This is a genomic window from Dyella dinghuensis, assembly GCF_003977615.1.
Lineage (GTDB): Bacteria > Pseudomonadota > Gammaproteobacteria > Xanthomonadales > Rhodanobacteraceae > Dyella_B > Dyella_B dinghuensis.
Map to the genome: position 1 here is coordinate 269,473 of NZ_RYZR01000003.1, position 23,025 is coordinate 292,497.

Annotated in this window: 15 protein-coding genes; 2 read left to right on the forward strand and 13 right to left on the reverse strand. The window is 58.9% G+C overall.

Translation table 11 applies throughout. The features are described from left to right. Positions 1–3: 3 nt before the first annotated feature. From EKH79_RS04280 to EKH79_RS04305, 6 genes are all read right to left on the reverse strand, one after another. A complete protein-coding gene (locus EKH79_RS04280) occupies positions 4–8,184 on the reverse strand; it encodes a YDG domain-containing protein (protein WP_126672555.1) in 8,181 nt (2,726 codons plus the stop codon). A 655-nt stretch (positions 8,185–8,839) separates the two neighbouring features. Further along, on the reverse strand, positions 8,840–10,402 hold the full coding sequence (locus EKH79_RS04285; RefSeq protein ID WP_126672556.1) for a DHA2 family efflux MFS transporter permease subunit: 1,563 nt from the start codon (positions 10,400–10,402) through the stop codon (positions 8,840–8,842). A gap of 11 nt (positions 10,403–10,413) precedes the next feature. Further along, positions 10,414–11,652: an HlyD/EmrA/EmrK family protein gene (locus EKH79_RS04290; RefSeq protein WP_126672557.1), complete on the reverse strand. Its 1,239-nt coding sequence runs from the start codon at positions 11,650–11,652 to the stop codon at positions 10,414–10,416. Positions 11,653–11,694: 42 nt separating this feature from the next. Further along, the gene (locus EKH79_RS04295; RefSeq protein WP_199754132.1) at positions 11,695–13,185 is read right to left on the reverse strand and encodes an efflux transporter outer membrane subunit; all 1,491 of its coding nucleotides are present in this window, start codon (positions 13,183–13,185) and stop codon (positions 11,695–11,697) included. A 45-nt stretch (positions 13,186–13,230) separates the two neighbouring features. Continuing rightward, a complete protein-coding gene (locus EKH79_RS04300; RefSeq protein WP_158621197.1) occupies positions 13,231–13,827 on the reverse strand; it encodes a MarR family winged helix-turn-helix transcriptional regulator in 597 nt (198 codons plus the stop codon). Between the two features lie 19 nt (positions 13,828–13,846). Continuing rightward, positions 13,847–14,437, reverse strand: coding sequence for a TetR/AcrR family transcriptional regulator (locus EKH79_RS04305; protein ID WP_126672559.1), 591 nt, complete (start codon positions 14,435–14,437; stop codon positions 13,847–13,849). Between the two features lie 137 nt (positions 14,438–14,574). Here EKH79_RS04305 and EKH79_RS04310 point away from each other — a divergent pair, with 137 nt between their 5' ends. Then, positions 14,575–15,285, forward strand: coding sequence for an SDR family oxidoreductase (locus tag EKH79_RS04310; RefSeq protein ID WP_126672560.1), 711 nt, complete (start codon positions 14,575–14,577; stop codon positions 15,283–15,285). 274 nt (positions 15,286–15,559) lie between these two features. On the opposite strand, the gene EKH79_RS04315 is transcribed toward EKH79_RS04310, so the two are convergent. The 4 genes from EKH79_RS04315 to EKH79_RS04330 all read right to left on the reverse strand — a co-directional run bounded on the left by EKH79_RS04315 (position 15,560) and on the right by EKH79_RS04330 (position 20,290). After that, on the reverse strand, positions 15,560–16,552 hold the full coding sequence (locus tag EKH79_RS04315) for a DedA family protein/thiosulfate sulfurtransferase GlpE (RefSeq protein ID WP_199754134.1): 993 nt from the start codon (positions 16,550–16,552) through the stop codon (positions 15,560–15,562). A 153-nt stretch (positions 16,553–16,705) separates the two neighbouring features. Next, positions 16,706–17,407 carry an aquaporin Z gene (gene aqpZ, locus EKH79_RS04320; protein ID WP_126672562.1) on the reverse strand — a complete coding sequence of 234 codons (702 nt, stop codon included), beginning with the start codon at positions 17,405–17,407 and terminating at the stop codon, positions 16,706–16,708. 281 nt (positions 17,408–17,688) lie between these two features. Further along, positions 17,689–19,077 (reverse strand): HdeD family acid-resistance protein, encoded by a 1,389-nt coding sequence (locus EKH79_RS04325; protein ID WP_126672563.1) that lies wholly within the window; start codon positions 19,075–19,077, stop codon positions 17,689–17,691. A 40-nt stretch (positions 19,078–19,117) separates the two neighbouring features. Then, positions 19,118–20,290 carry an MFS transporter gene (locus EKH79_RS04330; protein ID WP_199754136.1) on the reverse strand — a complete coding sequence of 391 codons (1,173 nt, stop codon included), beginning with the start codon at positions 20,288–20,290 and terminating at the stop codon, positions 19,118–19,120. 117 nt (positions 20,291–20,407) lie between these two features. Here EKH79_RS04330 and EKH79_RS04335 point away from each other — a divergent pair, with 117 nt between their 5' ends. After that, positions 20,408–21,112 carry a class I SAM-dependent methyltransferase gene (locus EKH79_RS04335; RefSeq protein ID WP_126672564.1) on the forward strand — a complete coding sequence of 235 codons (705 nt, stop codon included), beginning with the start codon at positions 20,408–20,410 and terminating at the stop codon, positions 21,110–21,112. Positions 21,113–21,197: 85 nt separating this feature from the next. Here the strand turns inward: EKH79_RS04335 and EKH79_RS04340 are convergent, their stop codons facing one another. The 3 genes from EKH79_RS04340 to EKH79_RS19020 all read right to left on the reverse strand — a co-directional run bounded on the left by EKH79_RS04340 (position 21,198) and on the right by EKH79_RS19020 (position 22,983). Next, positions 21,198–21,569 (reverse strand): HU family DNA-binding protein, encoded by a 372-nt coding sequence (locus tag EKH79_RS04340; RefSeq protein ID WP_126672565.1) that lies wholly within the window; start codon positions 21,567–21,569, stop codon positions 21,198–21,200. Between the two features lie 145 nt (positions 21,570–21,714). Further along, a complete protein-coding gene (locus EKH79_RS04345; RefSeq protein ID WP_126672566.1) occupies positions 21,715–22,482 on the reverse strand; it encodes a sulfite exporter TauE/SafE family protein in 768 nt (255 codons plus the stop codon). A 153-nt stretch (positions 22,483–22,635) separates the two neighbouring features. Further along, complete coding sequence (locus tag EKH79_RS19020) at positions 22,636–22,983, reverse strand: hypothetical protein (protein ID WP_233590181.1); 348 nt, start codon at positions 22,981–22,983, stop codon at positions 22,636–22,638. Positions 22,984–23,025: the final 42 nt, after the last annotated feature.

Consider the following 23,025-nt stretch of genomic DNA (forward strand, 5'->3'; position numbering starts at 1 on the left):
TTGTCAGGGCGAAGCATCCAGCGGCAGGCGCACACCGTCACCATCGACCTGCAGCGGGAATCCCGAATGGAAGTCCGAACGGATACGATTGCGCTCGACCGGCTTGTGCTGCAGCTTGTGGTTACCGATGTAAACGCCGACCGTATCCGATTCCGCCGAACCGTAAGGTGTGGCGAGTGCCGCCGGGTACAGCGTGGACTGCAACTGCGCGATCCAACCACCATCGATGCCAGTGCCCGCATAACCCACACCGGTGATGTTGGCGTCGGTCGTCGTGATCGGATCCGCCACGATGTAGTTGCCCGCATCGGCACCGGTCAAGCTGATGCCCGTGACGGTCACCGGTTTGTTGTTGCCTACGTAGGGGTTGTTGAAGTTCGACGATACGTCGATGAAACCCACCTGATCGCCGCTCAGCACTCCGCTGCTGCTCAGTGAAACGACGTCGCTGATTTTGCCGTTGTAGGGGCGGCTCGTACCGGTGGCGCTGATCGTGATCGACAACGGCGTGATGGAAAGCGTATCAGTGCCGCCGATCAGCGTGTAGTTGCTAGCCAAACCGCTGCCGTCTGAAAGCGTGAGGCCGCCGACGCCGAACTGCCCCGCTCCCGTATACGTACCGACATTCTTGCTCGCCACCGAACCCGAGCCGCTCAAGTTCAGCGTCTGGCCGTTGATACCCGTAAGAACACCATTGTTGCCAAACAGATTGGCGTTCGCATCGGTCTGCCCATCATATACACGCGTGCCGCTCAGATTGATAACAGCTGGCGTGATGTTCGCCGTCGTCGTTGCCGTCGTATTGAAGATGTAGTTGCCGGCATCTGCACCGCTGCCGGTAATGCCGGACACGCCGATAGAAATGCCGTTGCCCGCATTAGAGGTGCTGAAGTTTGCAGAGCCGTCATTAAAGCTGACTTGATCGCCAGCGAGAATGCCGCTGCTACCCAATCCCACCGTCGCCGTAGTCGTGCCGTCATAGACTTTGCTGTTGCCCGTTGCGGCCACCGTGATGGCGAGCGGCGTAATGGCAAGTGTGTCGGTGCCGCCGATTAGCGTGTAGTTGCTCGCAAGGCCCGTACCATCGGAAAGCGTCAAACCGCCAAGATTGAACTGGCCCGTTCCCGTATAGGTGCCAACGTTCTTGCTCGCCACCGAACCCGCGCCGCCCAAGTTCAATGTCTGGCCGTTGACGCCTGTCACGAGACCGCCGTTACTGAACAAGCTGGCGTCCGCGTCGGTTTGTCCGTCATACACGCGCGTGCCGCTCAAATTGATAACGGCCGGTGTGATGTTCGCGCTGGTAGTCGTGGTGGTATTGATGGTGTAGTTGCCCGCGTCCGCGCCCCCGGCTGCAATACCCGAGACGTTTACCTGTATGCCATTACCTGCATTCGGGCTGACGAACGCAGAGTTGCTGTCGGTAAACGTGACGTTGTCGCCGGCAAGGACGCCATTGCTGTACAGATTGCTCAGCGTTGCCGATGTCGTACTGTCGTACACCTTGTTGTTTGCGGTCGCGTCGACGGTGATCGCCAACGGCGTGACGGTCAGCGTATCGATGCCACCTACCAGTGTGTAGTTGCTGGCGATCGCGCTGCTGGAGCCAACCAGTTGGAGTGTACCGAGGCCGAAATCTTGCGTCGGATTACCGTTTGTGTACGTACCGACATCCTTGTTACTCAGCACGCCGCTGCCCGACACCGTCAGCGTGTCGCCGTTGAGCCCGGTGAGCGAGCCGAACAGGTTGCCATTCGCGTCCGTGTTGGCGTCGTAAGTACGCGTGCCGGAGAGATTCAACGCCAGCGGTGAAATATTCGCGGTCGTCTGTGCGGTCAGATTGAAACTGTAGTTGCCGGCATCGGTGCCGCTGGCCGTAATGCCCGACACTGTGACCGGAATATTGTTGCCGGCGTTGGGTGTCGAGAAATTGGCAGAACCATAGTTGAAGCTGATGTTGTCGCCCGCGAAGATCTGATTGCCCGACGACGAAACGGCCAAGCTTGCGTTAGCCGCCGTGGTGCTGTCATAGATCTTGTTGCTGGCCGATGCATCCAGCGTGATGGCCAGTGGCGTGATCGTGAAGTTGTCGACACCGCCGATCAGCGTGTAATCAGCAGCGTCCGCCGCCCCGTTTCCGACCAATGTGAGACCCGTCGTGTCGAGATTATTCGCGCCACCATTGGTATAGGTCCCCACGTTCTTGCTGCTGGTGGTGCCAGACCCGGATACTGTCAACGTCTCTGATCCAACCCCTGTCAAGGTGCCGAAGAGCGAACCGTTGGCATCGGTATTGTCGTCGTACACACGCGTGCCGCTGAGATTGAGAATAACCGGCGTGATCGTCAGCGTATCGGTGCCGCCCACCAACGTGTAGTTGCTGGCCAATGCCGAACCGTTACCGGTCAACGAGAGTGTGTTGAGGTTGAACGGCTGCGATGGGTTGGTTGTGGATCCGATAGCCTGGTACGTTCCTACGTCCTTGCCCGACACGGTGCCTACGCCACTCAGTGTCAGCGTGTCGCCATTCAGGCCCGTCAGCACACCGTTGGTGCCGAACAGGTTTGCATTCGCATCGGTATTGCCGTCGTAGATGCGCGTACCGGTAAGGCTCAACGGCAAGGGCGTGATATTCGCCGTGGTCTGCGCAGTGGTATTGAAGCTGTAATTGCCAGCATCCGCACCCGTGGCGACAATGCCAGTCGCCGTAACCAGGATGCCATTGCCGGCGTTCGCGGTAGCGAAAGTCGAGGAGCCGCCGGAGCCTACGGCAAAGTTGATGGTATCGCCGGCGTAAACTTGGCTGCCCGACGGGTCAACGCTGAAACTTGTCGTTGCGGCATTGCTACCGTTGTAGACCTTGTTGAGCGCCGAAGCATCCAGCGTGATAGCCAGTGGCGTAATGGTGAAGGTATCGGTGCCGCCGACAAGCGTGTAGTCGGCGGGATTGGTCGTCGTGTTTGCATCGACCAAGGTAAGGCCCGTCACGCTCAATCGATTGGTTCCGGACTGCTTGTACGTGCCAACATTTTTGCTGCTCGTTGTACCCGTTCCGCTGACCGTCAATTGATCTCCATTCAGGCCGGTGAGCGTACCGAAGAGACCGCCGGCGGCATCGGTGCCGTCGTCGTACACACGTGTACCGGTGAGATTGAGGATGAATGGCGTCACGGTGAAGCTGTCCGTGCCGCCCACCAGCGTGTAGTTGCTCGGGTTTGCGCTGTTGCCGTTCGCAGCAGCGAGCGTCAGGCCGGAAATGCTAAAGATCGACGTCGCCGAAGAGTTGGTATACGTGGCCGGATCTTTCGCACTGAGCGTACCGCTGCCATCGACGACCAGCTTGTCGCCGTTTATGCCGGTGGAAATCGTCGCAAACTGAGAGCCCAAGGCACTCGTCAGCCCGTTGTATACCCGCGACGCGCTGAGATTGATGATCTTGGGAAGAATCGTGCCGATACCCGTGGCAGCGTTAGGTAAGATGTAATTGGATAGATTGTCACCGTTGCTTGCGAGGAAGTCCGACGACACCAGCGTTGAATTGACGGTTTCCTGTCCGGCATTCGCACCCGCGTAGCTGGCCGTAGCCGACTGCGGAATGGTGATATCCGTAATCACCTGACCGCCATTGATGGTCAGCGTGTAATCGGACGCGAGCAGCGTCGCCGACGTGCTGCCATCGTAATTCTTGGTCGGATCGCCGGTAATCGCCGCCGACAACACGGCCGGCGAAATATTCGCTGTCAGGCCGGCCGGCTGTTGCAGCGAATAGTTCTGCGCTTCCGAGCCCGTCAGCGTCAATCCAAACACGCTGACCGGAATATTGGTCCCTACATTGGGCGTACTGAACGTACCGCCGGCACCGCCGGTCGAAAGCGAGACATTGGCACTGTCAACACCGTAGATACCGCTGAGCGAGTAGGCACTCGTGTTTAGTGTGGCGTCGGTCGATTGGTCGTAGGTTCTGCTTACGGCAGTGATACCCGACACTGTCACAGGCGCTGGTGTGATATTGGCCGTCAGACCGCTGGGCTGTATCAGCATGTAGTTGCCGGCCTGCGCACCGCCAATGCTGAAGGTGCCCGGTGTCACGCTCAGGCCATTGCCCACATTCGACTGCGAGAAGGTGCCGGTGGTCGCGGACGTCAGCGAGACCTGCCCCACGTCCGTGGAAACCAGGCCGGCCAGGCCGGCGCTGCTTACGTTGAGCGTGTCGCTGTTGGTCGTGTCGTACACCTTGTTCGAGGCATACACCCCAGTGATGTACAACGGCGCCTGCGTAATGGTGCCGGTGCCAGAAACGTTGGTGACCAGAATGTAGTTCGACAACAACGTACCCGCATTGGCGGTGTAGTTGTTGGGCGTCAACGTGCCCGACACGGCGTAGCTGCCCACATTCGACCCGGCATAGTTGAATGCCGTGGTGGGATTGATCGTTGCGCCTTCGCCATTGACGAAACCGCTCACAGCGAAATCGCCGGAATTCACCGACGCCGCGGTCGTGCCGTCGTACACCTTGGTGAGCGCACTGAGCGTTACCGTCAGCTGCACGGCCATGATCTGGCCCTGCCCCAGCGCCAGAACCGGGAACGTGTAATTACCTTCGTCACTCGGGTTGTTGAAGACAAAGTCGCCCTGCGGGATCGATACCGATATCGGTTGCGTGCCGACATTCTTGTTTGCATACGCGCCGACGAGGTTTGCGACGTTCAGTGAAACGGTGTCGCCATTCTGCAAGCCGCTGAATGTGATATCCGCCGTCGGGATGTTCGCCGTCACCGTACCGTCGTAGTACTTGTTCAACGAACCGTTGATCGTGCCGACGATCGTACCGGTCACCTGTTCAGGCGTGATGGTTCCCCAACCTGAGATCGTCGACGGCACGACGTAATTCGAAAGAATGGTGCTGCCGTCTGCGACGTAGTTGCCCGCACCGATAGTTGCGCTGACAGGCTCCGCGCCGGCATTCGGGCTGGCATATGTACCGCTTGTTTGCGTAACCGTGATGTCGTCGCTACCGACAAACCCCGTCAACGAATAGTTGGCGCTGGTCAGCGTCGCAGCAGTCGTTCCGTCGTATGTCTTGGTTGGATTGCCGACAATCGATGCGGCCAGCACGACCGGCGAGATCGTGCCCGGGCTGGTGAAGCTCGGCGCGAACGTGTAATTGGAAAGCAACGTGCCACTTGCGGGTGTGAAATCAGAAGGCTGCAGATTCACCGTGACGGTGTTCGCGCTCGCAACGTTCGGCGAATTGTACGTCGCCGAATTCTGCGTCACGGTTGCGCTCTGACCAGCCACGAATCCTGTGACGTTGAAATCCGAGCTGGTCAGATTGGCCGCAGTCGTGCCGTCATAAATTTTGTTGGGCGCGCTGTTCAAGGAAATCGTCAGCAACGCGGGAGTAATGTCAGCACTGAGACCCGTGGGCTGCGACAACGAGTAATTGCCGGCAGCCGAACCGGTGAGCGTGAAGCCCGACGCGGCCACACTCAAATTGTTGCCGACATTGGACTGGCTGAAGGTGCCCGTCGCACTTGCCGACGACAATGTCACGCTGGTGTCGTCAACAGCAAGGATACCGTTCAATTGCCCGTTGCCGGTAAGCGAGGCATCGGTGCCGCCATCGTACGCGCGGCTAACCGCCGAAATGCCGCTGATGGTGACGGCCTTCTGAGAGATATTCGCTTTCAGACCGTTCGGCGCGACCAGCGAATAGTCGATGGCTTGCGCGCCGGTCAACGAGAATCCACTCGCCGTCACCGCAATATTGTTGCCTGCGTTGGCGGTGGCAAAGTTACCGATTGCACTGGAGGAATCCAGTTGCACGGAGTCGTTGTTGATCACGCCATAGAGCGAAAGCGTTCCGCCAAGCGTTGCCGTCGTGGTGCCATCGTACGTTTTGCTGCTGACGAGCAAACCTTGTATCCAAAGCGGTGCGGGCGTGATCGTGCCCAGACCGGTTGCTGACGTCGGCAAGATGTAATTGGCAAAGTTGGTGCCCGAACCCGCCGTGAAGTTCTGCGCATTGAACACGGCGTCGATCTGCTCGGAACCGGCCGTTGCCGAAACGTAACCCACCGACTGCGGCTGGCCGACCGTTGCGCTCTGCGTACCGACGAAACCGGTGATCTGGTAGTTGGACGACGTCAGTGTTGCTGTGGTGGTGCCATCGTAGATCTTGGTCGGGTTGCCGATGATGGTCGCCGTCAACTGCTTGGGATCGATCTCGCCAATGTTGGCCGTGGCCGATCCGGCGAGCTTATAACCGTAAACCGGGATTGCGCCGGTGCTATCGGTAAACGTAAAGGTAGCGCCCGTCGACGATGCCGTTACGCCGATAGCATTGCCCGCATTGGCGCTGGCATACGTGCCTGTGCCGCTGGCACTTGCGATTTGATCGCCGTCGACCAGCCCTGATGTCGTGTAGTTCGCGCTGGTCAGCGTTGCTGCGGTCGTGCCATCGTACGTCTTATCGACCGTGCCGGTGAGGCCCGTGATCGTCACCGTGGGCGCAAGGCTATAGAGGAAGCCATTGCCACCGGCTGCGGGCGTCGTCTGGTAAGGCGCGTTGTATTGGATGAAGTTCGGCGTGAGGCCGCCGTCAGTATCGGCGGCAGGATTCGCCGAATAAATCAGCCAACGGCCACCGGAAGACGTGACTGCCGTACTTCCGACGTTATTGACGAAGTCGGCGCCGGTCGCAAGCGTGACACCTGTCGTACCAGCAATCGATCCGCCCGTTCCAATGGCCAGATTGCCAAGCACGGAATGCATCGACACGGCACCGCTGGTGCTTACTGCCGCATTGACGTTGATGCCAGCGTTGTTGGTCGAACCGTTCGCGAGCAGCGTGAGGTTGCCCGCACCGGTGATCGCAGCATTGATGTTGATGCCGTTGTATGCATTCAACGTCAGCGATGCGTTGGCATTAGTCCATGTGATGGGCGCATTGACGTTGATGTCGCCGTTAGGACCACCACTCGCACCCGAATCGCCCGAACCCACGCCGGTGTTTCCATTCGCACCTGTCGTCTCCGTAACGGACGTACCGCCATTGAGTGACGTTTCGATGTCGTTCGCGACTAGTGTGTTGATGTCCAGATCGACCGGATCCACGACCCACTGGCCTGCACGGCCATGTGGTGCCGCTGCGGTGATATGCGCGGCACCGATCGTCGCGAAATGCGCGGCGGACGTTTCGATAGTCCCGCCATTGCCACCTTTCGGCGCGCTGGCATCAAGCGTACCGCCGACATTCACCGTGCCCGCGTCCATGCCGCCGAGCAAGGTAATCGTGCCGTTATGGTTGGCAACCGTCTGTGCCTGCACAACGCCCGTGTTATTCACGGCACTGGCCAGGATCGCGTTCTTCGCACCCGCCGTCATGATCACCTGGCCGCCATTGGCCATGATCAACTCGCGGTTTTCGACAAGGTTGTTCAACGTGCTCTGATCGACCTGCACGTGCAGCAGTTGATCGCCGTTGAACGTCAGCGTCACCGCACTGCCGCCACCGAGCGCAACCGTGCCGAGCTGCGCACTGATAACGCCTTGGTTGGACACGTTGTTGCCAAGCAACGCGATATAGCCGCCGTTGGCCGCCGTGATCGTGCCCTTGTTGACGACGCTGCCAGTGCCCGAACCACTGAAGGTGCGCGTATTGGAGTTGAGCGAGTCGTTGTCGATACCCAGCGTCGATGCAACCAGCCCGCCTACATTCACCTGCGCGCCCTGCCCAAACAGGATGCCATTCGGATTGATCAGCCACACTTGGCCGTTGGCATTGAGGTGACCATAGATCTCGCTGGGCGTACTGCTGAAGATGCGGTTGACCGCTATCGAGCTGCTACCTGGCTGTTGAAAATCGACCGTCTGGTTTGCACCGATGTTGAAGCTCTGCCAATTCAGCGTCAGCGTCTGGCTGTTCTGCTGAATGATGGTGGTGTTGCCAACCTGCTGGATCTGTCCCGAACCTGACGTGATCTGACCGCCGATAGGGCCGCCGCCTGCGTAAGCCGCGCCTGCCGCAAGTAACGATGCGGCAAGCACGGACAACATCACGGCGCGATGTCCAACGATTCGCTTGCGCGACAGCGGAGCCGGCGCTGCGCTATCCGCAAGCTCCGACGCGGGGACCCACTGTTCGCTGGCGCGATTCCAACACAGACGGTAGATGCGGTTCATAGATCGAATACCTGTGCGTGAAAAACATGGAAACCCGCACGCCTTATCGGCATGCAGGTCTCAATCGGGAAAAGGTGTGTTGCGAACGAAAAACGGGGACGGAAATCCGTGGCCAGAACAGGCGCACGCGTGCTGCTGCCGCACTTGGCGACAGACAGAGCCTGCACAGCTGTATCAAGACGGGCGGTAGCCACAAACGTCTGAGAACCGACAAACCGCACCGATCCGCCAGCGCCCGCTAGAGCTGCGCCGGTAGACACTCTTGCTGAATGTCATTGCCCCCTGTCCCCCTGTTTTTTTCGTCAAACGATCAGCGGCACGGCCTGATTTCTTCGCCGGTGCCTTCCTTCCGCTTTCCGGGCTCTACCAAGTGTTCTGTAGGCCCATTTCCACTCAAACAGCCAGATATGTGAATCGAGTCACATAAGAATTGACGAACTTAGGAGGATAGTACCGGATTTGGCTTGAATCTCGCAACGAATTGCGATAGCCAATCGGCAGCCTCGCGCCTCGCAGGAAGGCCTTCCCGATATTTTTTTTGCGTGCGGCATCGGACATTTACCCGCGGCAAGCACAATGCAAGGTCTTCACCAATGTGAAGACCTTTCTTCGAAAAAAGTTTCTGCGGCTATCGCATTGACGACAGCCCGCAAGTTCAATGTGCGCCGGATGCCGCAGCGGATGCGTCGCCACCACCAGAGTGTCCGGGCTTGGAAATCCACAGCAGCGCAATCAGCACGACGAACAGAATTCCCGAGATATAGAAAAGATCGTCAACACCAAGCTGCGCAGCCTGCTGATCCAGCAGATGATTGAAAATGCCGTACGACTGCGCCTGACTATTTCCCGCCTGTTGAACCTGATTTGTGAAATGTTGAAAGACCGGGTTGTAGTTCGTCGTCACTTCGTTGAGCTGCGCGTGATGCAGGATCGAACGGTGATCCCAGGCCGTCTGGAAGATCGACGTACCGATTCCGCCGCACAAAATACGCAGGAAGTTCGATAAGCCCGACGCAGCCGGAATGCGCTGAGGCGGCAATCCCGACAACAAGACAGCCAGCAAGGGCACGAACAGCGTGGCGAGGCCGATACCCTGAATCAGTGTCGGCATAACGAGCGACCACGAGTCCACATCACTGGTGTAGTTGGCGCGCCAGAAGAAACACGCCGCGAACGCCAGCAGCGATACCGTGGCAAGGACACGCGGATCGACGCGCCCCATCAGTTTGCCGGTAAAAGGCGTCAACGCGACGGCCACCAAGCCTGCCGGGGCCAGAACCAGTCCTGCATCGGTAGCCCTGTATCCGAGATCAGTCTGAAGCCACAGCGGCAACAGCACGATGTTGGCGAAGTACAGTCCGTAAGACACCGACAAAGCGATCGTTCCCGCGGTGAAGTTGCGCAGTTTGAACAGACTCAAATCGACAATAGGATGGCGATCGGTCAACTCCCAGGCAACGAAGTACACGAATGCAATGGCCGAGGTGACCGCCAGCGCAATGATGACGGGCGAGTTGAACCAATCCAGATCCTTGCCCTTGTCGAGCATGATCTGCAAAGCGCCGACCCAGATCACCAACAGTACGAGGCCAAGAATATCGATCGGCAATTTATGCGTGGCCGATTCGCGATCGCGGAAGATCAACCATGTGCCGGCGATGGCGAGTATGCCAACAGGAATGTTGACGTAGAAGATCCATGGCCAGGTGTAGTTGTCGGAAATCCATCCACCAAGGATGGGCCCCGCGACAGGCGCCGTGAGCGTTGTCATGGACCAAAGCGCCAAGGCCAGCGATGACTTGCTGCGAGGAAACGCAGCCAGCAGCAACGCCTGCGAAAGCGGAATCATCGGACCGGCCACCGCACCTTGCAGCACGCGCGCCAGCAGCAGGAACGGCAAGTTCGGCGCGAAACCGCACATCCAGGAGGCGATAACAAAGAGTGTCGTCGCAGCGATGAAAAGCTTTACCTGCCCTATGCGCTGCGACAGCCAGCCGGTGAGAGGCAGAGCAATGGCGTTGGACACTGCGAACGACGTAATCACCCACGTCCCCTGGTCCGACGACACACCCAAATTGCCGGAGATCGTTGGAATGGAAACGTTGGCGATCGACGTGTCGAGCACGTTCATGAAGGTCGCCAGCGATACCGCAATCGCTCCGATGGCGAGCTTCGCGCCTTGCAGCGGCGGATGATCGATGTGCTTGTTATCGCTCATGGCACACGTGCTCAGCGAGCAGCCGCGACGCGGGGTGCGTTACGTAAAACGGGTGCGGCGGCGATCGCGGCTTCCGCATCGCTGCCCGCGTTCAGCGCGATGATCTTGGCGATTTCGCCGCTGGCTTCGGAACCGTAATCTTCGAAAACGGGCGTCTGATATACCGTATTCGGCGCTTGCTCCAGCGCGGGACCATTGTCGTTGTGCAAATCGACTTCGGCGAGTACGGACAAGCCAATACGCAACGGATGCGCCTCCAGTTCCTTCGGATCCAGCGCAACGCGCACCGGCAAACGCTGCACGATCTTGATCCAGTTGCCGGTCGCATTCTGCGGTGGCAGCAGCGAGAACGCAGAACCCGTGCCGGCCGAAAAACCGACGACACGACCGTGATAGGTCACCGACGAACCGTACACGTCAGCGTGCAGCGTCACCGGCTGACCGATGCGCATGTGCTGAAGCTGCACTTCCTTGAAGTTGGCGTCGACCCAGATTTCATTCAACGGAACAACTGCCATGAGCGGTGTGCCCGGTGCCACGCGCTGCCCCACCTGCACGACGCGTTGAGCTACATAACCGGTAACTGGCGCCGGCAACGTGTTGCGCGCATAGGCGAGGTACGCATCGCGCACTTTCGCCGAAGCGGCCAGAACATCCGGATGATTGGCAATCGAGACATTCCAGGTCAGCGCCTGATTGGCAGCCAGTTGCTGATTCGCTGCCTCATAGGCCGCTTCTGCATTGCTCAAGGCGTCGCGTGCGTGCGTAATCTCTTCGGTCGAGATGGCACCCGACTGCGCGATATCCATGCGGCGGTGATAGTCATCCTGCGCACGCGCGAGATCCGACTTGCGCTGCGCCAACACGGCGCGAAATTGCAGGTTATCCACATAGAGCGTGCGCACCTGGCGTACGGTTTGACCGAGCGCAGCTTCAGACTGCTGCAATGCAATCCGCGCATCGGCAGGGTCGAGCTTGACCAACGGCTGCCCTTGCTTGATGGTCTGCGTGTTGTCCGCATTCACGGCGATCACCGTACCAACCACCTGTGGCGTGACTTGCACGACGTTGCCGTTGACGTAGGCATCGTCCGTCGATTCGTAGTAACGCGAGACCAGCAAGTAATACGACACGGCAGCAGCCGCAGCAAGGGCGACGCCAAGGGTAATGAGAGCGAGGATACGGCGACGGCGACCTCGACTCGGTTGTTCGCCACTGTCAGTGGAGATCGATGAGGCTTGAGCGTTCATGGCAATGTCCGGGGATGTAAGGAGAGATGGAGAAGCGTTGAATTACGGGGAAGCTTGAGTGCGATTGACGGCAGCAACGTCTTCAGATGACGCCGCGTATCCACCACCCATCGCTTGAATAAGGGCAACCTGTGCATCCAGCCGCTGCATGCGCAACGTCGCTACGCGCTGGCTCTGCTCCAGTCGCGCGACATCTGCCGAAAGCACCTGCAACTGTGGATCGAGTCCGGCCTTGTAGCGGATGATCTCCAGGTCGTAAGCGCGACGGCTTGCGTCATAAGCGCTTTGCGCGGTGACTTGTTGTTGCGCGACGGCGTGAATGGTCGCGACCTGCGTGGCCACATCGTTCAAGGCGCCAATCAGCGTCTGGTTGTAGTCCGCAACGGCTGCGTCGTAACCGGCATAGCGGTCTTTCAGCTGCGCACGCAACGCACCGCCGTCGAACAACGGCAGGTGGATAGCCGGACCGGCCTGAACCGAGCGGCTGCTTGAGTTGAACAGGCGACCCCAGCCGAAGGCGTCGTAACCGACTGCTGCCGCCAGGTTGATGTCTGGGAAGAAATCCGCTTTCGCGACTTTCACGTCGTGGCCCGCGGCATCGATGCGCCAATGCGCGGCAACGACATCGGGACGGCGCGCCAACAGATCGGCAGGCAGGCTATCGGGCAGCGCACTGTCCGGCGCCGCGAGCAAAACAGGCTGGGTTATCTGCAGACCGCGATCGGGCCCTTTACCGAGAAGTGCGGCAAGTTGATAACGCGTCGTTGCGATCTGGCCGTCCAGTTCAGATACATCGGTTTGCGTGGCGTCGATGGTGACGTCGATAGTGCGGCTTTCGACTTCGTTATCCAAACCCGTTTGCACGCGTGCTTGCGTAAGCGAACCGATTGACTTGCGGCTGGCGACTTCGTTCTGGGCAACATCGCGCAGCGCGTATAACAACGCCAGATGCACGTAGGCATGCGCGACGGACGTGGACAGTACCAGCCGCGCCTGTTCCTCTTCGGCTTCTGCGGCCCTCCGTTCGGAAATGGCCGAACGCAGCGCCTCATGATTCTTGCCCCAGATATCGAGGTCATAGGAGGCGCCGAAAATCAGCGAATTTTCGTTCTGCCAGCTATTACCCACCGGCGGTGGCAAAAAAGTGTTGCCGCTGAAGTGTTCGCGCGCAAAGGTGTCTTTGACGTCCGCGCTTGGCCCGGTCGCAGCATGCGCCTGCTCGGCGTACGCAGATGCCTTTCCAACGCGTGCTTTCGCCTCGGCTAGCGTCGGACTATTGGCGACGGCTTCGTTGATCAGCGCCGTCAACTGCGGATCCCCGAATCGCGCGGACCAGTCCATAGCAGGCCACGTACCACCCTGAGCCGGAATACTGATGGCGCTCGTGTAATCGGAAACCGGTGCCGGGTGGCTATCGCTGCGAATGCCGCGATAGTTCACACACGCACTGAGTGCGGCGGTCAGCAGGGAAACACCCAGTACGCGCATCACGCCGCGCGGCGGCCTTGAAGCGATGACTGTGGATGGGTTCATAAAGGATATACCTCAAGGGGGAAGGCAATACCGTGTGCGAGGGCGTCACGACTTCCGCGTGTTGCGAAAGTCGTGACTTTGCATGGGGGAGCGTGCACGGCTTTGGCAGTTGTCGGCCATGCGCTTCAGGCCGCGTTGCAGCGCCTGCAGATCTGTCTTGCTGATGCCGGTAGTCAGGGCATCCAGAATGTGTTGCGTGATCTCGATCGTCCGGCGCGCAATGCGTTTTGCTCGATCAGTGAGTGCAATACGCACAACGCGGCGATCGTCCGTGCAACGGCGGCGCGTCAATAGGCCGTATTTTTCCAGCATGTCCAGCGCATGGCTTACCGTGCTGGCATTCACGCCGACTACGGCAGCGAGATCGTTGCCCAGCATGGCCGGCTCAGTGGCAAGCAACATCAGAATTTCGGCTTGAATACCGGTGATGTTGAATTCTTCTTTCATGCGCTGCGTTGTCAGACGTTTGAACGCAGACGACGTGCGTACCAGCGCGTGGGCGACATTGTCATGCTGGCGGCGCGCTGCAAATCGGCGCGCTCTGGTTTTCTGCGCGTCGCCAGCGCCTTGATCGTTCGCGATGGCAAGCGCACCAATGGCCGGCGCATCGGAAGCTTTCTTGCTGGTTCTTGAAGTAGCCACGTCGTATACCGTCTGCCTGTTATGAAGCAGTGGCCTCCGCAGCAGCGAGGGCAGCGCGACGACCGGACTCCAGAAAGCGATCGGACATCTCCCGATCATCCGTGGCGCGCGCCAGAACCATCGTGCCGATCAGGCACGACACCACTGCAGCGGCGTTTGCTTCGCGCTGCTCGGGCTTTAGCGATTCGGGAAGGACTGAACCGACAAGTTTCACCATTTCCTTGATGCTGCCGCTCAATTGCGCGCGTACCGGCCCATCCGTGCGCCCTGCTTCGATAGCGAGCGTGGCGAGCATGCAACCGCTACCTACGTTGTCGCGATGCGACGCGCTGAGATAACCGTTGATCAGCTCTTCCAGATTCGGACGGCCTGTCTCGCTGCTTACTTTGAGCCAGCGCTCGCGCATGCGTCCCTGCCCCACCGCAAGCGCTTCGCGCGTCAGATCGTCTTTCGATTCGAAGTGATTGTAGAAACCGCCCTGCGTCAGACCGATTTCGCTCATTAAGTTGGCGACGCCGACATTGGCGATGCCTTCCTTGCGGAAGCGCTCAGCCGCCGTGTCGATGATGCGGCGACGTGTCGTTTCTTTATGTCCCTTCTCGTAGCGCATGGGTCTGGCCTCAAGGGTTGAACTGCAAACGTTGCAATTGAATTATAGTCATCATATGATATTACGTACATAATGTAAAGACCCCGCCTGCCACGTCTTTGGCCCGGCTCTTCCCATCCCCCACGGAGAACTCCCCTATGAAAATCCAAGGTAAAACTGCCCTAGTCACCGGCGCCAACCGCGGTCTTGGCCTGGCTTATGCGAAAGCCCTGCTCGCCGCAGGCGCCGCCAAGGTCTATGCCGGCGCGCGCGATCCGTCCACGGTCACCCAGCCCGGCGTGGTACCCGTAAAGCTGGACGTCACTTCGCTGGACGACGTGGCAAAGGCCGCTGCACAGCTGTCCGACGTCGACATCGTCATCAACAATGCCGGTATCGCTCTTACGGGTACGAACCTGCTTGAAGACGAAGGCGCAAAGAATCTGCGCGCCCAGTTGGACACAAACGTATGGGGCATCTTGAACGTGAGCCGCGCGTTTGCGCCGGTACTGCGCGCCAACGGCGGCGGCGCCATCGTCAACATGCTCTCGGTATTGAGCTGGCTGAGCCTTCCCCGAACTGCGACCTATTCCATATCGAAAGCGGCAGCGTGGGCGTTGACGAACGGTTTGCGCAATGACTTGCGTAATCAGGGAACGCTAGTGGTGGGCGTGCATGCCGGACTGATCGACACGGACATGGCCAAAAATCTAGAAGGCCCAAAGACAAGTGCCGATGACATCGCGCAACGCGTTATCGAAGGGCTGCAAAACGGCGATGAAGAAGTGCTGGCCGATGCAATCTCGCAAAACGTGAAAGCGGGCTTTGGCGTTTCGCCCTCTCCTTACCTGGTTGGTCAGCGCGACTGAGCCAACTGCGGCCGACCTTCACCATAAACCGATTGCGGGGTGTCCGGACATACAAGTGCTAGCCCGGCAACATTGATTAAAAAAGCCGCCTCATATTTGAGGCGGCTTTTTCGTTGTCCGATACAAAATTCATGGGCGTCGACATATCCAGCTTGCTTTGCGCCGGCACCCAGCTATCGGGAAGCTTGTATGAGATCGTTGTTACGGCATAACAACGTGACCAACGGCAGAGGGGCTATTTGGCCTTATCTAAGGCAGCAAAACGCGCCGTGTATCAGTGCACGTGGCCTGGCACTATGGTTGCTTCGCTGAGATCGATCTGCTCCGCAAGCGGCAGCTGATCGATGTCGTAACCCGCGTCAGCCCATGCGTCGAGACCACCCAACAGCGGACGCACGCGGCGATAGCCTTGCATCAGCAAACCTTTCGCCGCTTTTGCTGCAGACACTTCATTCGGGCAGCTGCAATAGATCACCACTTCCTGGTCGATCGAAACGTGGTTGAGGTCCTGATCGATACCGCGCAAATCCGCCATCAACGCACCGGGAATAATGCGGGTATCCACCAGTCGCGAGGCCTGAGAGCGCACATCGATCACGACAGGTGCCTTCCCTTCCTCGATCAGCCGATGGAGTTCATCCACGTTGATGCGGGCAAGACGCAAGGCCAGCAGCAACCGCCGACGCTGCCACCACTTGAGCATCACATACGCGATGAACAAGGCAGCCAGGAATTCGAGAGCGACCGTACCCGCGCTCGCCAGCGCCATCAGTACGTGGTCGATCTCATGCGCAAAGGCGTAGCCGAGCCCAACGACCACACCGATCCAGAGCAGAGAACCAAGACTGTCGAACCACACGAAAACGTGCGGCCGCAGTTTCATCGCACCGACCAGCGGCGGCGCGATGGTGGAAAGGCCGGGTACGAATTTGGCGATCAGCAGAATCTGCCCACGCCAGCGCTGAAAACGCAACTCGGACTGCTTTACACACGAATCGGGCGACAGCGAAATGCGGCACAGCGTGCGCATGACCGTCGCACCAAAATGCCGGCCGGCCCAATACCAGGCTAGATCACTGATGAGGCACGCGATCAGCGCAACCACAATGACCGCGACCAGCGGCAGCTTGCCTGTAGACGCCAACGCACCGGCGACCACCAGCGTCGGCACCGCGGGCACAGGCACGCCTGCCTGCTCCACCAATACATTGACGAAGACCAGCAGCAAGCCGTATTCGGCGATCAACGCGATAATCGTATGCGTCACCGTAGTGACCCTCGATGAGGATGTCCGCAAATCGGATGCCTGCATCGTTGGGGTAAATGACGCTGAATGCAAGGTGCACGACGCATGTCGCGGTGCAAAAAAGCCATTCCGGCCGAAGCCGGAATGGCGGGATAGCAAAGCCGTTGAATGCCGTCAGGCTTTCGCGTCTTCAGCCAGCAGCGAGCGATAAATCAGACCGCCTACCGCACCGCCGATCAGCGGCACCAGCCAGAACATCCACAACTGATGGACCGCCCACGTCCCCTGGAACAGCGCCACGCCCGTGCTGCGCGCCGGGTTCACCGACGTATTGGTCACCGGGATGCTGATCAGATGGATGATGGTCAGCGTGAGGCCGATGGCCAGCGGGCCAAAGCCGACCGGTGCACGGCGGTCGGTCGAGCCGTGAATGACGATGACGAACATGGCCGTAAGCACGAATTCGCTAACCATACAGGCTTGCAGCGAGAAGCCGCCTGGCGAGTGCTCGCCGTACCCGTTGGAAGCAAAGCCGCTGGCAGTCGCGTCGAAGCCCGCCTTGCCGCTAGCGATGACGTACAGCACGGCTGCGGCGGCGATACCGCCGATCACCTGCGCGACGATATAAGGAATGACATCCTTGCCGCTAAAGCGACCGCCTGCGAACAGACCGACCGTTACAGCCGGATTGAAATGCGCCCCCGAAATACCCGCACAGGCATAAGCCATGGTCACCACGGTCAGGCCGAAGGCCAGTGCGACACCCAGGAAGCCAATACCCAGCCCCGGAAAAGCGGCCGAGATCACTGCGCTGCCGCAGCCTCCAAGTACTAACCAGAACGTTCCGAAAAATTCGGCACTGAGTCGTTTGAACATGGTCGTCTCCAATCAATGAAATGGTTAGCGGATCACGCGCTACGTATTTCTTTCTTGCGACGCCTGCTGCCCCTGGAATGACGGCATACAGTGCTACCTTCCGAAGGCTGTCCGCGTAATACCACGACGGCGAGCCGGTAAGGAAGTGGTTTCTTGTATCAAGAACCAAGCCCGCGCAAAGCGGGCGATATTGCGTTACTCATGCAACAAAAATCTGTCGGTGAAAGATGATTTTCATCTACCTTTGGCAACGTCACGAACGAAGTCCCCATAGTGAACGATCACTGTTGCGTGCCACCCTTACGCTTGCGTTCGTTAATTTCGTGACGAATCGTCTCGATGTTGCGCATGGGTTCGCGGCGGCGAACCATTTGCGCATAGCGCCAGAATCGGCCGCTTTGGCTGAATAACGTGGACCAGCCCAAGGGCGTAGGCTGAATGGCCGCGCGCAACGTTCGCGCGTAATCGAGCACAAGCCCTGGCGTCCAGGCCATCGCCTGGGCGCGGCGCTCCAATTGCGCGGCCACCCACAACTCTGGGTTGAACATGGCACGCAACAACACACCCAGGCCTGGGCCGGACTTGGCTAGTGATCCCTCCAGGGCCGCCTCCAGCGCATGGGCGACGGTACTGGAGCAATTGCGGTTGGTCAGGTTGTACGTATCGTTGCTCCGGTAGCGTTCCCAGAATGCCGCCAGGCGAGCGCGGTTGTAACGGCCGAAACGCACTTCCACAGTGGCATCACACCAACCTGCCGCCTCGACGGCATAACTGGGTTGGAAGCGGCCGGGCACATCGTTGTCTGCGGTGGCGCGCAGTGCACGCGAAAAATCCGTCTGCGATCGATCGATTTCAACCTTGGGGTAATGGCTGATGTAGATATCGGGCAGCGCTTCCAGGGCAGCATGTCCGGTGGAAATCACGCCTTTGCTATCTATCGCAGCGATATAGCGATCAATCACCGGTTGCGGCACGACATCTCCGACGGAACCTGCCGGCGTCCACACGTGGACAATCAGCTCGCCTTCCTGTTCTGCGACGCCCTCTTCCACCTCGGGAAGCAACGCATCATCTGTGGCGAGATCGCGTGACAGCCACAGTGACGCGGCCGCATGCGCCGGAAGTCTCTTGAGGCGAAACGCCTGGCGCAACAAGCCGCACCCCGAGAGAAAGATACCCATGCCAATGCAGTACGGCACCGTGCCTGCGTAGAACGTTGGATAAGGCTCGAACATGAAGACGGCAAACCCGACTTCCAGCAGTCCGGTCAGAAACGATAACCGCCAGCCAAGAAATCGCACCACGACCGCGGCGGCCATGCGGAAAATGCCATCCGCCAGAAACGCGACGCCAAACAGCATGGCGAGAATGACGCTTGCCGCATGGTGCTCATCCACTACCAGAAGACCCAACAGCAGAAACACCACGCCACGCGCTTTGCGCAATACCACGCGTGTATCGGTACCCGACGGCGACACTACCAATGTGACGACCGCCTCGATCAACAACAGATAGCCGAAAACATGGATGGGGAAGTACGTCACGCCATCCAAGGCATCGATGAAAATGGCTGCGCCTAACGCGGCCCAGACGAACCCGACCAAGGCCAGCATCAACCAGCGGCGCCGAATGAAATCGTGGCCCAAGAGCAGCAGAATCAGGCGAACCACGATGTCACCCCGTGCACGGTTTTTGACCAACGAATGACGTTCATGTGCTGCTCCGCGAGCGCATCATGAAAACGGCGAACAAGGCGCAGGCGACCGCGATCATGCCGGGCAATCCAAATTGCGCACTGCCAAGTATCGCCACGCCGGCCATAGTCGGCCCGATCAACGCCCCAGCGCCCCATGCCAGCCCCATGACCGCGTACACACCGACAAGATCGCTGCCCTGAAAACGGCTGCCAACCATCGCAAGCATCACCGTATAAATACCTACAAACAGCCCGCCCCAGACGAAGACCATCGCGAATGCCAGCTGCGTCTCCTGCAGTGCGAACGGCCACAACAGCGCTGTCACGGCGGAAATCCAGGCAAGTATCAGTGCAAGGCGCCGCTTGTCCATCTTGTCGGCCAGCCAGCCGATGGGGATCTGCAGAAGGATCGCACCAAGCATCAGCGTGGAGATGAGCTGCATCGCACGGTGCTCACTCCACCCCATACCGGTGGCATACAAGGCGATAAACGATAAACCGGCCGTTTCCACACCGGCATTGAGTATCGTTGTGGCGATGGCCACCGGCGCGAGCTTCACGTAACGCATGGGCTGAGCCCGTTCGGGTTCGCTGCGCGCTGGCGCAAGCACCCAGGGCGGGATCACAAAGACGACCGCAGCAACGGCGATGATTGCACCGATGGTAAAGGCCCGATCGTTCACGCCGACCTGAGATAACAAAGCGGGGCCGAGCACCATGCCGAGGGATAACGCGGCGGTATAGATCGCCATCGTCCGTCCGCGCGTACGCTCGTCGCTCAAGACATTGGTCCACGTTTCGGACATCACAAACAACACTTCGGCTGAGGCGCCTAGTGCGATACGCAAGGGAAACCAAAGCCAGATGATCGGCCATAGCTGGAAAAGAAAGAGCAGGATGCCAGCGAGAACCAACGCACATACCGTCAATGTGCGTGCGCCGAATCGCGCCGCCAATCCGGGTAACAGCGGAGCAGCTAACAACACGCCCAGCGCATGCATCGCCGCGTTGATACCGATAAACAGGCTGGAGTGACCGCGCGCAACAAGGCTCATCGCAATCAACGGCGCGGAAAGGCTATACGTCAATCCAAAGGTCGTTGCCGCGGCGACCACGGCCGCTACGGATAACTGCCGTCTCCAGCGCGGCGACGTCATCGCTGCCGTGGTTTGCGTGGAAGCCTGCATGCGACTGCCGTCCCCGCCGGTTCGCAATAGGTACCGTCTTTATAACCGAAAAGAGCCGGCTATCACGTCGTAGCGGTACGCCGTAGGATGCCGAGCAGCATCTACCGAGGCCCAGGCATGTCGTCAGCCCCTAACGATCAGGTTTATGAAAGCGGGATATTGCAAAGCTGGCACGAGAATGCCGGCGCATGGACGCAAACCGTGCGTGAGGGTGGTATCGAAAGCCGACGCCTGATCACCAATCAATCCATCCTTGATGCGGTACTGGAAACACGGCCGCACTCCGTGCTCGATCTTGGGTGTGGTGAAGGTTGGCTGGTTCGCGCACTGGCAGCGCAAGGTGTGCAGGCTATCGGTGTGGATGCGGTACCCGAGCTCATCGATCGAGCTGCCCAAGCAGGCGGTGATTTTCGAGTCGCATCCTTCGAGGACGTCATCCACGGGCGGCTTCAGCTACGTGTCGATACGCTCGTTTGCAATTTCGCCCTGCTCGGCAAGGAGTCGACCGAACGTCTGGTCGCGTGTCTACCGTCACTGCTAGAAGAAGGCGGCCGCTTCATTGTGCAAACGGTACACCCGGTGATCGCATGCGGCGACCAGGCTTATGTCGATGGCTGGCGAGAGGAAAACTGGGCCGGATTTTGCGCTGCATTTCCCGCGCATGCGCCCTGGTATTTCAGGACATTATCCAGCTGGATCGCGATGTTTACCGCATCCGGCTGGCGGTTATGCGAGATACGCGAACCGCTGCATCCGGGAACAGGCCGGCCGGCTTCGGTGATGTTTATCCTGCAGGATGGTACGCAGGATATCTTGCTTTGAACCTCTACACAGAATGCGCTGCCGTAAGGTAACGCATTCCGTGATGTCCAGGCCGGAGCGTTAAGCACCCGGCCTGGAACGAAGATCAGAGCGCAGCGTCCTTCAGCTTCTTCAGCGGACGGATCTTGACCTTCACGGTTGCAGGCTTGGCAGCGAACCACTGCTCTTCCTTCGTGAAGGGATTGATGCCCTTGCGGCGCGGCTTGGCCGCTACGCTGACGGCGGTGATCTTCAGAAGGCCCGGTAAGGTGAAAATGCCAGCGCCTTTCTTGTGGACCGATGCGTGAGCGGTGCTTTCGAGTGCAGACAGCACTGCGCGCACGTCCTTCGATGCAACACCCGTCGATTCGGCCAAGTGGGCCACCAGACCGGACTTGCTCAGTGCTTCCTTGATCGGCTTCGGAGCGGCTGCGGCTTTGGATGCCGACTTACCTTTTGCTGCCTTCGTCTTTGCCATGGACTACCCCATCGTTTATTGGTTTGTAGAGAAATGCCTCTCGGCGAGCAGAAATGTAGGGGAAATTTGTGGTCTCGCCAACTAGCAAATGCAAAAAAACGCATAAAAGATGCATTCAGTGGCTGTTGGCACGCTCAGAGCATCCCTAAGGCAGGCTTTTTGCCAGCATAAAGATGGCGACGGCGATGATGACCGCGGCAAAAAGTACGGTGAGCGCCCCACGTGTTTTGGACAATTTTTTAGCAGCCAACATGCCGAGCCATCCCCCGGCAACACCGCCGACGATGAATTCGATGGCGATCGGCCATGCCACCAGACCCGACGATGCATAGTTGAGCGCTGCGGTAAGACCGAAGGAACCCACGCAGAATAGCGACGTGCCAATTGCTTCGATCAGTGCCATTCCACTGGCGAAAACCAGTCCAGGCACGATCAAAAAACCACCGCCGATACCGAAAAAACCCGCGAGGCAACCAGCGCCTAGCCCCACGGCTCCCAATCGGGGAAACATGTGCGCTCGCGGATAACCACTTCCGTCATGCCCACGGCGGCCACGCAACATCAGCACGGCAATGACGATCATCAGCAAGGCAAACAACACCAGCAGCCGGTGCCCATCGATCACTTTACCGAGGCTTGATCCCAGAAATGCACCCACGACACCCGTTGCGGCAAACGTAAAAGCGGCGGGCCAGCGCACATTCCCTGCGCGTGCATGGGGAATCAGATTGGCGTAGGCATTTGCGGCCACGGCCAGCGCACTCGTACCGATGGCCATGTGAGGATCGCGCACTCCCACCACATAAAGCAGCAATGGCACGGCCAGAATCGATCCGCCGCCACCTATGAGTGCGAGCGAGAAACCGACCAGGGATCCGCAGAGGACGGTGAGCAGGTTGTGTAACAAGGGCATGGAGATGGCGCTTAAGCTGCCTGGATAGCGCTCATTAAACCTCACTTTGAGGTGATGCATGGCGTAAGCCACTTGGCCGCTCACACCCCCACCGATCGTCGAACGAAGCATGCATGTCGAAAACCAAATGTGCTTAATTCCGGCCCAATCGGCTCAATGCACCACCGCCGCCTGACTGTAAGCCATGTAAAGGCCGATCTTGTCGCCCGCCTTCAGATTGGCCATCGAATCCGGCGGGAAATGCACCCTAAGCGCCATACCGCTGGCCATGACGTCGACGATGCCGGTCTGCGGGTCAGTGTGAGTGACCGTGGCGGGCATCGTGTGCATGCCATGCATGTTGACCATGGCGATCGTTCGTGGCGTATGCGTCATATGTACGCCGACGGCCTGCCCCGCACTGGGTATGGAACCAGGTGGTGCAGTGTCCTGCGCGCCTACAAAGCCACAGAGCAACGCGCCAAACAACGACAACAAAAGACACGTGAACATTTTGCTCATGATTTGTTTGCTCATCGCACGATAAAAACATTCAGGCCTGCA

What these genes read in the sequence shown, in the direction of transcription:
- EKH79_RS04280 (WP_126672555.1), bottom strand. Translation starts at nt 8,184, where the DNA reads ATGAACCGCATCTACCGTCTGTGTTGGAATCGCGCCAGCGAACAGTGG.
- EKH79_RS04285 (WP_126672556.1), bottom strand. Translation starts at nt 10,402, where the DNA reads ATGAGCGATAACAAGCACATCGATCATCCGCCGCTGCAAGGCGCGAAG.
- EKH79_RS04290 (WP_126672557.1), bottom strand. Translation starts at nt 11,652, where the DNA reads ATGAACGCTCAAGCCTCATCGATCTCCACTGACAGTGGCGAACAACCG.
- EKH79_RS04295 (WP_199754132.1), bottom strand. Translation starts at nt 13,185, where the DNA reads ATGAACCCATCCACAGTCATCGCTTCAAGGCCGCCGCGCGGCGTGATG.
- EKH79_RS04305 (WP_126672559.1), bottom strand. Translation starts at nt 14,437, where the DNA reads ATGCGCTACGAGAAGGGACATAAAGAAACGACACGTCGCCGCATCATC.
- EKH79_RS04310 (WP_126672560.1), top strand. Translation starts at nt 14,575, where the DNA reads ATGAAAATCCAAGGTAAAACTGCCCTAGTCACCGGCGCCAACCGCGGT.
- aqpZ (WP_126672562.1), bottom strand. Translation starts at nt 17,407, where the DNA reads ATGTTCAAACGACTCAGTGCCGAATTTTTCGGAACGTTCTGGTTAGTA.
- EKH79_RS04330 (WP_199754136.1), bottom strand. Translation starts at nt 20,290, where the DNA reads ATGCAGGCTTCCACGCAAACCACGGCAGCGATGACGTCGCCGCGCTGG.
- EKH79_RS04335 (WP_126672564.1), top strand. Translation starts at nt 20,408, where the DNA reads ATGTCGTCAGCCCCTAACGATCAGGTTTATGAAAGCGGGATATTGCAA.
- EKH79_RS04340 (WP_126672565.1), bottom strand. Translation starts at nt 21,569, where the DNA reads ATGGCAAAGACGAAGGCAGCAAAAGGTAAGTCGGCATCCAAAGCCGCA.
- EKH79_RS04345 (WP_126672566.1), bottom strand. Translation starts at nt 22,482, where the DNA reads ATGCCCTTGTTACACAACCTGCTCACCGTCCTCTGCGGATCCCTGGTC.
- EKH79_RS19020 (WP_233590181.1), bottom strand. Translation starts at nt 22,983, where the DNA reads ATGAGCAAAATGTTCACGTGTCTTTTGTTGTCGTTGTTTGGCGCGTTG.